Genomic DNA, 11674 nt, shown 5'->3' with positions numbered 1-11674 from the left:
TGAATAGCGCATTTTAAGTGAAATGCAGGCAACAGACAATTTTAATCATCTTAGGGTGGGTCATGGAGTATCCGACAGCTCCCCTAATACCCCTCTATAAAAAGGCTTATTAGATACAGAGATATCCCCAGAATAGGGATAATCAAAACTCAGTGCTAAAGCCAGATTAAATCCAAGAACCACGGAAAAAAACATCAGTGGCATGATATAGAAAATAGTTGCCTCTCCACGCATTGCACCCAAAACAACGATCAGCAAGATAGAACCAAGAATAAGAGCCATTCTCAAGTGCCCCGGAATGATGCTTGTAACACCATTCAATCGCTCACGACGGGACTGTAGTAGCTCATTTAGATTAGCAATGAGCCGCACATAATAGATTTTTTCCTGCGACTCCTGAGGATTATAGGCTTGAACCACAGTATACAATTTATCTATAGCATCCCAAGCTTTGGGACTATCCTGGCCACCTTTCATTGCCTGCCATTCATCAGTTCTGACCGCTACAACATAGTCACGAATCGCTGATCTAAGTGTTTCCTGCTCATCCTTCGGAAAAACAGTAATATTATGTAATAAAATTGAAAGATAATCGGCTTCTTGAGAGGTTAACAGTCGTGCGCTGAGCTGATAATTCCAAGAATTTATTATTACAAAAGCGAGTAAAATTGAGAAACCCCCGCTGAGGATACCGATCAGTGTATTAGCTAATTTTCGCTGATCATCACCAACCCTTCGCGAGAAAAAATACGATGAAATGCGTGCGGAGCAATAACCAACCAACGTAAGTATCAACATGGTTAAAATAATTAAGCACCAAAAGGGAATAATATTGATCATCTCACGAGCCATTATTCTTCCTTAAGTTAATAGAAGCTCAACTCACTATGACCGTCTTCAAAATAATCAACGACCTTCGTTTCCGTAGCCAAAGCTAAGGTCGCAGGTTGCCAATGGGGTGATTTATCCTTATCGACTAACAGTGCTCTAATCCCCTCGTAAAAATCAGAGTCACGCATGAATTGGTTGACCAAGCGATAATCCATCTTAAGGCATTCAGCTAAGGTTAATGATTTCGCTTTATGAATTTGTGCCAAAGTAACTTTGAGACTTAAGGGCGCTTTTTGCTGCAGATTAGCTAAGGTTGCCAAAGACCAGTCATCCCCTCTTGCCCCTAATTTTGCAAAAATAGCCTCCACGCTATTTTCAGCAAAACAATCATCAATTGCCGATCGCAGATTTTCAATCGGTGCAGACTCAACAGGTCTAGCAAAAGCAAGGAGACAGTCATTAACTGCTTGATGGGCATTGTTTGATAAATCGCTAGCAAGAAGGCTCGTTATAACCTTGGATAAGTCCTCAGAGGCGATGGTGTATTTCACAACAAGCCCTAAAGCTTGCGCATCAGCGGTTCTTAGACGATTACCCGTCAATCCCAGATAGATACCTATCTGTCCAGGACAACGAGATAACAAATAGCTAGCGCCTATATCTGGGAAAAAACCTATTCCTGTTTCAGGCATCGCAAAGACAAAACGCTCAGTCGCAACCGGATGGGACCCATGCAAGGATATCCCTACACCACCTCCCATGGTGATACCATCCATCAAGGGAATATAGGGCTTTTTAAACTGATGAATATAGTGATTTAGTCGGTATTCATGCCAGAAAAACTGCATCTGCTCAGGGCTTTTTGCTAAGCCTTCATCATAGAGCCAGCGCACATCGCCACCGGCACAGAAAGCTTTTTCTCCTTCAGCCTGAACAACCACAGCATGGATAGAATGGTCATCCTCCCATTGCAACAATTGCTGTTGCAAGGCTTTGATCATAGCCAAACTCAAGGCATTCAGAGCTTGTGGCCGATTTAAATTAACCAGCCCCAGATTTCCTTCTCGACTAAATGCAATATCAACAGTCATCCAGTTACTCTCCCTTAAATTCAGCTTGCCGCTTCGCTAAAAAGGCAGCGACCCCTTCTTTCTTGTCTTCACTGGCACAAACCTTGGCAAAGTGCACTGCTTCAAGGTGTAAAGCGTCAGTAAGTGACATATCGTAGCCTCTGTCGATAACTTCCATGACCCCGGCAATTGCTAAGGGTGCCATAGCTAAAATTCCACTTAAAATTTGTTTGCCACGTTCTAGTAAAGCATCAGCTTCAGCAACCTCTGAGACTAGCCCCCATTGCAAGGCTGTTTCTGCATTGATAAAACGGCCTGTCAAACAAAGATCCATTGCCCGCCCCTTACCTACCAGACGCGCTAAACGTTGTGTTCCGCCATAACCAGGGATAACACCCAGTTTTACTTCAGGTTGGCCAAATTGAGCTGTTGTTGCCGCGATACGCATCGTTGCTGAAATAGCTAGTTCACAGCCGCCACCAAAGGCAAAACCGTTTATGGCCGCCAGCGATGGTTTTCCTAGCGTTTCAAGCATTCTGAATACATCCTGCCCTTCGCATGCAAACTGATAACCAGTTTGCGCATTGCATTCAGCAAGCCGCGAAATATCAGCGCCGGCACAAAAGGCTTTACCCGTACCGGTAAGAAGCAGGGCTTTAACTTTTTTATTGTCCTTTGCTGAGCTGAAGATCTCAGCGAGAGCATCTAAGACTTCATTACTTAGCGCATTTAACTTATCCGGGCGGTTAAGTCTTAGAGTAAGAATGCCCTTACTATCTAAATCTTGTTCAATCAAAGTCATAAAAAACTCCTGTTATTCAATACTATACTCTTCATCTAAAGTGGCTTTAGCAACAATTTCACGCATGATTTCATTAGTTCCTTCAAGGATCTGATGCACCCGCAGATCACGAAATAAACGTTCAATCTGGTAATCATGCAAATAACCATAGCCTCCGTGTAATTGCATCGCCTTATCACTAATTCGAAAGGCAACATCAGTCGCTAAGCGCTTGGCCATTGCACAATACATAGGGGCATGAGTATCTCCTTTGTCCAGAGCGTCGGCGGCACGATAAACCATTAAGCGAGCAGCCTCAAAATCGGTGAGCATATCGGCAAAATAAAAGCGTAGTGCCTGCATCTTAGATAAGGGGCGATTAAATTGCTTACGTTCTTGCAGGTATTTTTGTGTCATCCTCAGGCAGGCAGTTGCGCCGCCTAAAGAGCAAGAGGCAATATTGACTCGGCCACCATTAAGCGCGTTCAAAGCGATTTTAAAGCCCATTCCCTCATCACCAACTCGGTTGGTCACAGGGATCCGGCAATTTTCAAAAAAGACCATGCAGGTTGGTTGGCTGCGCCAGCCCATTTTCTTTTCTTGCTTGCCAAAACTCAAACCAGGCGTGTCCTTTTCAACGAGTAAACAGGAAATCCCATGGTGTGAATCATCGCCAGTTCTTACCATACACAAATAGATGTCACTCACACTGCCACCAGAGATAAATGCTTTTGCACCATTCAAGATATAGTGCTCACCATCTCTAACTGCACGACTTTTTAATGAGGCAGCATCTGAACCTGAATCAGGCTCTGTCAAACAATAACTAGCCAGGGCATCCATTGAAGTTAAACGAGGCCCCCAGGTTTTACGCAAAGAATCATCCGCATAAATATCGATTAGCGAGGTAACCATATTATGAATGGAAAGATAGGCGCTGGTTGTAATACATCCCGTTGCTAATTGTTCAAAGATAATTGCGGCGTCAAGGCGCTTCAAATTAGAACCACCGATGTCTTCGGAAGAAACCATTCCTCCCATGCCAAGCGATGCTGCCTCGCGCAAAATATCGATTGGAAAATGGCAGCTTTCATCCCACTTTTCTGCATTAGGCGCTAATTTATTACGCGCAAATTCAGCTGCCATATCTCGAAAAGCCAGATGCTCTTCGCTGAGTTTGAAATCCATAGACCTTCCCTTGTTATGCTTGAATATCCACACAGGTTCATACATTAACTTAAGGCTAGTCATCCTATCAATACTTTTATGCGGGAAAATCCTTTTAAGCCATGCCACCAAGGTGTTATGATTGCGATTTTTTGGTGTCCGTGAAATAAAAAAAGAATAAATCACATGGAATCCACAGCTATTTCCAACAACACAAATCGCATCTTAAAGGATTTTTTTGGTTTTGATTCCTTTCGTAGTCCTCAAGGCGAAATTATCCATGATCTGGTTAATGGTCAGGATCTGCTTGTACTTATGCCTACCGGCGGCGGCAAGTCGCTTTGTTATCAGATCCCAGCGATTGCTCGAACTGGCGTTGCTATTGTTGTTTCCCCGCTTATTGCCTTGATGGAGGATCAGGTTGCTGCCTTAAGGTTACAGGGTATTCGCTCAGCCTATTATAATTCTTCACTCAAAAGCGATGAGGCCAGACAGGTACTTGCACAATTGCATAGTAATGAGCTTGATTTGCTCTATATTGCCCCGGAACGTTTGATCAGCCAATCGTTCATGGAGCGTTTACAAGATTGTGATCTTGCCCTCTTTGCTATTGATGAGGCGCACTGCATATCACAATGGGGACATGACTTTCGCCCTGAATATGCAGCCCTAGGTTTGCTGAAAACGCATTTCCCTGCAATACCGATCATTGCCTTGACGGCAACTGCAGATAAGCAAACTCGCCAGGATATTGTTGCGAAACTAAACTATCAACCTAAACTCTTCGTTGCATCCTTTAACCGCCCTAATATCCATTACAGCGTCATTAACAAAAATAATGCCATCAAACAATTAAATCAGTTTTTACAAAGCCAACAGCAACAATCTGGAATTATTTATTGTGGGACCAGAAATGGTGTTGAACGGTTAGCTGAGAAGCTTCAGGAATTAGGCTATAGCGCAAGAGCCTATCATGCTGGACTATCCCATAATGAACGGCGAGAAGTGCAATCCTTATTCCGCTATGATCGCATTGATATCGTTGTTGCAACTATTGCTTTTGGAATGGGGATTGATAAACCCAATGTTCGCTTCGTGGTTCATTATGATCTGCCAAAAACAATTGAAAGCTATTATCAAGAAACAGGGAGAGCTGGCCGTGATGGCCTGCCGGCCCTTGCCCTGCTGCTTTATGACCCCGCTGACTCAGCCAGATTGCGGGGATGGATTGCGACCATGACTAGTGAGGTACAGCAACGTATTGAGCAAAATAAGCTCAATCATATGTTAGCTTTTGCCGAAGCAACTCATTGCCGTCGTCAAATTTTGTTGCGCTATTTTGATGAGCCTAGCGATGAAGCCTGCAAATACTGCGATGTCTGCGACAATCCGCCGGAAACTATTGATGCGACGGAAGATGCGCAGAAATTTCTTTCCTGTGTTTATCGTTTACGACAGAACTACGGGATGAACTATGTTATTGATATTTTACGTGGCAGTACCTCGGAAAAAATTCAGCAAGCAGGCCATCAGCAACTGAGTACCTTTGCCATTGGTAGAGACAAATCAACTCATTATTGGAAGCAATTAGCCTGGCAACTAATCCATCGTGACTATTGCTATCAAGATCTTGGCCATTTCAATGTATTACGGCTCTCGAAGAAAGCAGTTGCCATATTAAAGGGCGAAGAGAAGGTTTCTTTGACTCAGCCTAAGGCTGAGCCTAAGGTCAAGGCAGCGAAAAACAAAGAGAAAGTCTTGTATGCGAAACCAGAAAGCAGCCCCCTCTTTGAATGTCTCAGGGCGCTGAGACGAAAACTTGCTGATGAGGAAAACAAACCATCATTTCTGATCTTCAGTGATACCACTCTGCATCAAATGGTTAGAGATAAACCGCAAACACTTGAGGAATTACTCAATATTTCCGGGGTCGGGCAGCATAAGCTTAGTCATTATGGACTGCATTTTTTAAAGGCTTTGCGTGAGTTTGAGGAGTAGATAGGCTTTATCCCCTCTCTCTAACTCTCACTGCCATTAAGTTAAGGAAGGTTTTGTCATTCCCGCGAAGGCGGGAAACTATTTCTAGCTAAGCACAGGCCAATATAGAGATGGTTTCCCGCCTTCGCGGGAATGACAAATGCCCTTAACTTAATGGCAGTGTCTCTAACTCTCTCCCGAACCGGAGGTATTGCTCCTTAAGTTGACGCCATTGATAGGTCACGTCCCTCCTTGTCTCAACGCTACGCCATCCAGAGCGCAGCGAAGGATCTCCTGAAGGTGGCACAGTGCTAATCCCGGAGATCCTTCGCTGCGCTCTGGATGACGTTGCGTGAGGGGACAGGACTGGCCTACTACAAATCATTAATGTGCATGGCAACCTATTTTCAAATGTACCTGATAATACTTATTTTTATTGTTTTCGATAAAACCGCGAGTAGATAAAACCTCGTACCAATCCAATTTGCCGTGCAACTTGGCAGCCTGAGCAATTGCATTATTTATTGCCTCTTCAATGCCTTCAACAGAGGTTCCAATCAATTCAACTATCTGATAAACCCGACCGCTCATAATCACTCCTTGATTTAAGTTTGAAAATTCAGTGTAGAGGAAAAATAAGGTAATGCATAGATAGGAGATCCTGGGCATGAATCTTGAATAGTTTTTAACTCTTCTTTAATGATTACTAAGGGGCTACTCATGAAAACACAGATCGGCCTTAGAAGATTTTTACCCTTTATTATTTATGCACTGATTTCTGTTTGTCATAGCTCTGCTATGTTTTTTTATTCATAGGGATTAGCACTGTGCTGCACATCAGGAGATGTCTCTCTACGTTCGACATGACGTACGTCTTTGGGGCAGCCTTTAACGTGACGAACATGGACTCATTGAACCGGCAATTTTCACCCGCAGACAACCATTCTTATCCATAACTGACGTTAATTTGCCAGCTGCTGTTGCGCCTTAGCTATTGCTTTTCGCAGCATCTGAGCCTCTTCTGAGCGAGCAGGCGCTATCTTAAGTAATTGCTGCCAATAAGCAATCGCTTGGGGATAGTTAGCACTGCTATAGGCATCCATTGCTAACATTGCCATGGCATCTGGCTGATTAGGCTCCCTTTCTAAAACTTTTTTAAGTAAGTCTCGGATGGATTCATTAAATTTTTCTTGATTCAATTGCACTAGACTTTGTGCGTAATTGACCGCAATTTGCGCATCTTCAGGTTTTAGTTGATAAGCCGTATAAAAAGCATCGCCTGCCTCTGTCCATTGCCCCTGGCTCGCATAGAGACGACCGAGCAAATACCATCCCCGGACGCTTTTTGGATCTTGGGTTAAACGCGCTTTCATTCTATCAATTAATTCCGCAGGACTTTTTATTGTCTGTAAAACTGCTTCTATCTGCTGTTTATTTGCTTGATCATGCACATATCTCTGCCAATCAACCCAACTGCCCCAGCGCCAATAAGCAATTGACAGGGCAATAATCAGTATAGGGCTAAGTAAGCAAATCAGCAGCTTCGACCTGCGTAAAGGATAGAGAGCGAGTGTTAAAGCCAGTAGCCCTAAAAAGATAAAAACAACGATTAACCACCATTCATTCATTCGAGCTTCGCTTTAAACAAGTACGCCAAAAAATTATTAACCCTAAACCTAAAAATAAGGCGGGGCCAAACCAGAGCATTGCTGTTAAGGGTTTAATAGGAGGATTAAACAAAATAAAATCGCCGTAACGCGCTGTTAAATAACTAATAACTTCACTATCACTTTTACCTTCCTTCACCAGGATATAAACCTGGTCGCGCAGATCCTTGGCAAGACCGGCATTTGAATCAGCCAAATCCTGGTTTTGGCAAACCAGGCAGCGTAGTTCTTTGAGTAAATGGGAAAATTGCGCATCCTGCTTGGCTGTTGCAAGTGGATAAAGCGTATTTGCCAACGATAGAGGCGTTAAAAAAAACAGGATTAATGCAAATACAACCTTCATGCTTCACCTTGCAATTGCTGAATACGAGGCAAAAACTCCGTCTTCCAAGTCTCCTCATCAAGAATCCCAACATGGCGATAACGGATAATCCCCTTCTTATCGATAAGAAAGGTCTCTGGTGCACCATAAACACCTAAGTCAATAGCCACCTTTCCTTCTTTATCTTCACCAATTGCTTGATAGGGATTACCCCATTCATTCAACCAACGGGCAGCATTATCGGTATCATCTTTGTAGTTCAGGCCGTAAATGGGAACAGATTCGCGTGCAAGCCGCATCAAAAAGACTTGCTCCTCAACACAGGCCGCACACCAGCTTGCCCATACATTTAACAGGGCAACCTGGCCACGCATTGCTTGGGGAGTGAAATGTTTCTCATCGCCTAACATGGGGAGTTGAAAATCGGGCAAGGATTTGCCTAATTGGACTGAGGGTAATTTTTGCGGCTCCAAGGACAAACCTCGCCAAAAGAAAAAAACCAAGAGAGTAAAAATTGCCAAAGGGATCAAGCGCCAGTATAAGGTTTTCATACCTTAACCTCCTGTGTGTAACTGGAAGAGACTTTTTCTCGTACTCGATAATAACGTCTATCCGTTAAGGCCAGCAAGCCACCTGTTAAAATCATGAAACCGCCGCCCCAAATCCAACGCACAAAGGGTTTAAAATAAACGCGTACTGACCAAGCATTTCCACCAATCGGTTCACCAAGGGCAACATAAATATCACGAAAGGGACTCACATCAATCGCTGATTCCGTCATAGCCATCGAGCCAACATTATAAAGACGTTTTTCCGGATAGATTAGTTTTTGCTTTGGCCCCTGGCTAATCACAAATTGGGTTTGCGTGCCTTTATAATTCGGCCCAATTAAAGGAGTTTCCTTAATAAACCGCACCTCATAACCCGCTAACTTGATACTGTCTCCGGGAGCCATTTTGACATCATCTTGGATACCATAGCCGTTAGAAACAGCAATACCAATTACTGTAGCCGCTACTCCACAATGAGCAACTACCATGCCCCAGAAGGCTTGACCTAGATTAGCAAAACCGCGTTGTTTACTACGTATCCACACTAATTTACAGGTGCTCAGTATTATCCAGAAGGCAAGAATCAATCCCAGCAAGGCATAAGAATCTATGGCAGGAGTAAGATAAAGTAAAAACATCAATGGCAGGACTAAACTCAAAAAAAGCACGGAACCCAATTTTACAATCAGCTTTTGCAAACTATCGCGTTGCCAATTTAAATGCACCCCAAGCCCCATCAAGATCAAAAGTGGGATCATCAAGGGGACAAAGACCGAATTAAAATAAGGCGCACCTACTGATAACTTACCCAGCCCAAGGCCATCAATGAGTAAGGGATAAACTGTTCCCATCAGTACCGTTAACATTGCCACTGCGAGAAAAACATTATTTAAAAGCAAGGCACTTTCGCGAGACACTGGGGAAGGATTATCTCGACGTTGTAAGGTTTGTGCTCTGGTTGCAAATAACAACAAGGAACCACCAATAACAGTTAATAAGAAACAAAGGATATAAAGACCTCGCTGCGGGTCAACAGCAAAGGCATGCACAGAAGTCAAGACTCCTGAGCGGACTAAGAAGGTTCCCACCAAACTTAAGGAAAAAGCAGTGATCGCCAAGAGCATAGTCCAGGCCTTAAATTGTTGTCGCTGCTCGGAAACTGCTAGGGAGTGCAGCAAGGCAGTTCCCACTAACCAAGGCATAAAGGAGGCATTCTCAACCGGATCCCAAAACCACCAGCCACCCCAGCCCAGTTCACGGTAAGCCCACCAGCTTCCCAGGGTAATTCCCGCTGTTAAACAACACCAAGCCGCCAAAGTCCAGGGTCTTGTCCATTTAGCCCAGGACGCTTCAACCCGCCCAACCCAGAGTGCAGCAATCGCAAAGGCGAAGGCCACTGAAAATCCCACATAGCCCATATAAAGCATGGGCGGATGAAAAAGGAAACCCGGATCTTGTAATAGTGGATTTAAATCTTTGCCCTGAGTATCGAGCACTTGGAATTGTCTGGCAAAAGGATTCGAGGTACTTAGTAGAAACAGAATGAAACCTATACTCAAGCAACCCAAAACAACCAAAACCCTCGCGCGCATCGCCTGATCGAGAGAATTACTAAACAAGCTGATAGCCAGCATCCAGGTACTTAGAATAGCTACCCACAAAAGCATAGAACCTTCGTGCCCTCCCCATACAGCGCAGAGCTTGTAAAACCAGGGGAGAGACAGGCTTGAATTAGTCACCACATAAATAACAGAAAAATCATCCTTTAAAAAACAAAGGGTCAGCGCGCAATAAGCTAAGGCGACAAAGAAAAACTGGCCATAGGTATAAAGTGGTGCTGTATTAACCCAGTCAGTTTTACCACGCCATAGCCCTAAGGTCGGGACGACAGCAAGTAAGACAGCAAATAGCAAGGCTAATATCAAGGAAAACAAACCAATTTCAGCGATCATGTACTTTTCTTTTCTCCATTTTGCGCAGCCTTGGCTAAAGCGTCCTTCACTTCGCGCGGCATATAATTGGCATCGTGTTTTGCTAACACTTCTTTGGCGATGAAATGTTGGTTGTCACTCAATTCACCCTGGGCAACTATACCCTGCCCCTCACGAAAGAGATCAGGCAAAATTCCGTGGTAACTCACGGTAATGGTTTGCTTATAGTCGGTTAATTTGAATTCAACAGAGAGATCATCCTTGCTGCGTACAATACTGCCTTTAACAACCATTCCGCCTAAACGAATAGATCGATTTTTAGCTGCCTCGCCTTCTGCAACCTCAGTAGGGGTATAGAATAAGCTAATATTTTGCCTTAATGCATAAAGAACCAGTCCAGTCACTAAGGCTAAGATCGTAGCGATAAAAAGAGTAACCGCTAATTTTCGTTTACGTGCAGGATTCATAAGGCTTGCCTCTTAAACCATTGCTCTAAGCGCTTGCGAACCCTTGTCCTCTGTACTCGGACTGCCAAAATATTGCTGGCTAAGACCGCGAAGACCAGGCCATAGGCGGTCCAGACATAAAAAGAATAGCCTCCCATCGCAAACCACTGCAAAAAATGCCTCATAGCTCCCCTCTCTCAAGCAAATCTTTAACCCAATGCTGCTTGAGCTCACGTGCAAGGACCTCATTCCGCGCTTTATGTAAAATGATCCATAGGGAGTAAAAGGCAAAACCAAAGAGCATTGATAGTAAGGGATATAGCATCGATGCGGCAATCTTGGGCTTAGCAAAGACCGTTAGGGTTGCTCCTTGATGCAAGGAATTCCACCAATACACTGAGTAATGAATAATAGGCAAGTCAACCAAGCCAACCAGGGTTAAAATCGCAATAATTTTGTCGCCCTGCTCCTTGTTTTGAAAGGAACTTTTCGTCGCCAAAATAGCCAAATACAAGAGCAGCAGGATTAACTCAGAGGTTAGACGGGCATCCCAAACCCACCAAGTTCCCCACATCGGTTTACCCCAGATACTCCCCGTAACTAAAGCAAGAAAGGCCATTGAAGCACCTATTTGGGCAGCAATTCCCAACATCAAACCAGCCATCTTTATTCGCCAGATTAATAAAAGCAGGGCAAGGAAACCCATCCAGCCATAAATTGCCATGGAGAAGAAAGCACTCGGAACATGAACATAGATAATTCGAAAGGCATCCCCCTGCTGATAATCAGGCGGCGCAAAAACCAAACCCCAGATCAGACCTACCACAAGAAAAAGCAAGGCAGTCAGACCTAACCAGCTGAGCCAGGCTTTCGTCATCTGATAAAAGGTCTTGGGCGAGGCCAATTGATAGAGAAATTTCCACATGGGGAT

At 44.1% G+C, this 11674-nt stretch carries 13 protein-coding genes; 1 reads left to right on the top strand and 12 read right to left on the bottom strand.

Annotated elements, in window-relative coordinates:
• Nucleotides 1-60 precede the first annotated feature (60 nt).
• The 4 genes from BN1094_RS15740 to BN1094_RS15725 are packed head-to-tail and all read right to left on the bottom strand — an operon-like array spanning nucleotide 61 to nucleotide 3870.
• The gene (locus tag BN1094_RS15740; protein ID WP_044012104.1) at nucleotides 61-852 is read right to left on the bottom strand and encodes a bestrophin-like domain; all 792 of its coding nucleotides are present in this window, start codon (nucleotides 850-852) and stop codon (nucleotides 61-63) included.
• A 14-nt stretch (nucleotides 853-866) separates the two neighbouring features.
• Nucleotides 867-1922 carry an enoyl-CoA hydratase/isomerase family protein gene (locus BN1094_RS15735; RefSeq protein WP_044012103.1) on the bottom strand — a complete coding sequence of 352 codons (1056 nt, stop codon included), beginning with the start codon at nucleotides 1920-1922 and terminating at the stop codon, nucleotides 867-869.
• A gap of 4 nt (nucleotides 1923-1926) precedes the next feature.
• Nucleotides 1927-2703 (bottom strand): enoyl-CoA hydratase/isomerase family protein, encoded by a 777-nt coding sequence (locus tag BN1094_RS15730; protein WP_044012102.1) that lies wholly within the window; start codon nucleotides 2701-2703, stop codon nucleotides 1927-1929.
• Nucleotides 2704-2715: 12 nt separating this feature from the next.
• Nucleotides 2716-3870 carry an acyl-CoA dehydrogenase family protein gene (locus tag BN1094_RS15725; RefSeq protein ID WP_044012101.1) on the bottom strand — a complete coding sequence of 385 codons (1155 nt, stop codon included), beginning with the start codon at nucleotides 3868-3870 and terminating at the stop codon, nucleotides 2716-2718.
• A 165-nt stretch (nucleotides 3871-4035) separates the two neighbouring features.
• On the opposite strand from BN1094_RS15725, the gene recQ reads away from it, so the two are divergent.
• A complete protein-coding gene (gene recQ, locus BN1094_RS15720; protein ID WP_044012100.1) occupies nucleotides 4036-5847 on the top strand; it encodes a DNA helicase RecQ in 1812 nt (603 codons plus the stop codon).
• A gap of 363 nt (nucleotides 5848-6210) precedes the next feature.
• Here recQ and BN1094_RS15715 read toward each other — a convergent pair whose 3' ends face one another.
• From BN1094_RS15715 to ccmC, 8 genes are all read right to left on the bottom strand, one after another.
• On the bottom strand, nucleotides 6211-6417 hold the full coding sequence (locus BN1094_RS15715) for a dodecin (RefSeq protein WP_044012099.1): 207 nt from the start codon (nucleotides 6415-6417) through the stop codon (nucleotides 6211-6213).
• Nucleotides 6418-6788: 371 nt separating this feature from the next.
• Entirely contained in the window at nucleotides 6789-7454 is a 666-nt protein-coding gene (locus BN1094_RS15710; protein ID WP_044012098.1) for a tetratricopeptide repeat protein, read from the bottom strand.
• The gene (locus BN1094_RS15705) at nucleotides 7447-7836 is read right to left on the bottom strand and encodes a cytochrome c-type biogenesis protein (RefSeq protein ID WP_044012096.1); all 390 of its coding nucleotides are present in this window, start codon (nucleotides 7834-7836) and stop codon (nucleotides 7447-7449) included. The genes BN1094_RS15710 and BN1094_RS15705 overlap by 8 nt, the downstream gene beginning before the upstream one ends.
• Nucleotides 7833-8366, bottom strand: a complete 534-nt coding sequence (locus tag BN1094_RS15700; RefSeq protein ID WP_044012095.1) for a DsbE family thiol:disulfide interchange protein — start codon at nucleotides 8364-8366, stop codon at nucleotides 7833-7835. Before BN1094_RS15700 ends, BN1094_RS15705 begins: the two co-directional genes overlap by 4 nt.
• Complete coding sequence (locus BN1094_RS15695; protein ID WP_044012094.1) at nucleotides 8363-10318, bottom strand: heme lyase CcmF/NrfE family subunit; 1956 nt, start codon at nucleotides 10316-10318, stop codon at nucleotides 8363-8365. Before BN1094_RS15695 ends, BN1094_RS15700 begins: the two co-directional genes overlap by 4 nt.
• Entirely contained in the window at nucleotides 10315-10764 is a 450-nt protein-coding gene (ccmE, locus tag BN1094_RS15690; protein ID WP_044012093.1) for a cytochrome c maturation protein CcmE, read from the bottom strand. Before ccmE ends, BN1094_RS15695 begins: the two co-directional genes overlap by 4 nt.
• Nucleotides 10761-10928, bottom strand: a complete 168-nt coding sequence (ccmD, locus tag BN1094_RS15685; protein WP_044012092.1) for a heme exporter protein CcmD — start codon at nucleotides 10926-10928, stop codon at nucleotides 10761-10763. The genes ccmE and ccmD overlap by 4 nt, the downstream gene beginning before the upstream one ends.
• The gene (gene ccmC, locus BN1094_RS15680; protein ID WP_044012564.1) at nucleotides 10925-11668 is read right to left on the bottom strand and encodes a heme ABC transporter permease CcmC; all 744 of its coding nucleotides are present in this window, start codon (nucleotides 11666-11668) and stop codon (nucleotides 10925-10927) included. The genes ccmD and ccmC overlap by 4 nt, the downstream gene beginning before the upstream one ends.
• Nucleotides 11669-11674 lie beyond the last annotated feature (6 nt).

Source organism: Legionella massiliensis (genome assembly GCF_000756815.1).
GTDB lineage: Bacteria > Pseudomonadota > Gammaproteobacteria > Legionellales > Legionellaceae > Tatlockia > Tatlockia massiliensis.
The sequence above is the reverse complement of the archived record's forward strand: the minus strand, read 5'-3'. Positions and strand labels throughout refer to the sequence as shown.

Coding starts and splice junctions, on each gene's coding strand:
- BN1094_RS15740 (WP_044012104.1), bottom strand. CDS start 852: ATGGCTCGTGAGATGATCAATATTATTCCCTTTTGGTGCTTAATTATT.
- BN1094_RS15705 (WP_044012096.1), bottom strand. CDS start 7,836: ATGAAGGTTGTATTTGCATTAATCCTGTTTTTTTTAACGCCTCTATCG.
- BN1094_RS15735 (WP_044012103.1), bottom strand. CDS start 1,922: ATGACTGTTGATATTGCATTTAGTCGAGAAGGAAATCTGGGGCTGGTT.
- BN1094_RS15725 (WP_044012101.1), bottom strand. CDS start 3,870: ATGGATTTCAAACTCAGCGAAGAGCATCTGGCTTTTCGAGATATGGCA.
- BN1094_RS15730 (WP_044012102.1), bottom strand. CDS start 2,703: ATGACTTTGATTGAACAAGATTTAGATAGTAAGGGCATTCTTACTCTA.
- BN1094_RS15695 (WP_044012094.1), bottom strand. CDS start 10,318: ATGATCGCTGAAATTGGTTTGTTTTCCTTGATATTAGCCTTGCTATTT.
- BN1094_RS15710 (WP_044012098.1), bottom strand. CDS start 7,454: ATGAATGAATGGTGGTTAATCGTTGTTTTTATCTTTTTAGGGCTACTG.
- ccmD (WP_044012092.1), bottom strand. CDS start 10,928: ATGAGGCATTTTTTGCAGTGGTTTGCGATGGGAGGCTATTCTTTTTAT.
- BN1094_RS15715 (WP_044012099.1), bottom strand. CDS start 6,417: ATGAGCGGTCGGGTTTATCAGATAGTTGAATTGATTGGAACCTCTGTT.
- ccmC (WP_044012564.1), bottom strand. CDS start 11,668: ATGTGGAAATTTCTCTATCAATTGGCCTCGCCCAAGACCTTTTATCAG.
- BN1094_RS15700 (WP_044012095.1), bottom strand. CDS start 8,366: ATGAAAACCTTATACTGGCGCTTGATCCCTTTGGCAATTTTTACTCTC.
- recQ (WP_044012100.1), top strand. CDS start 4,036: ATGGAATCCACAGCTATTTCCAACAACACAAATCGCATCTTAAAGGAT.
- ccmE (WP_044012093.1), bottom strand. CDS start 10,764: ATGAATCCTGCACGTAAACGAAAATTAGCGGTTACTCTTTTTATCGCT.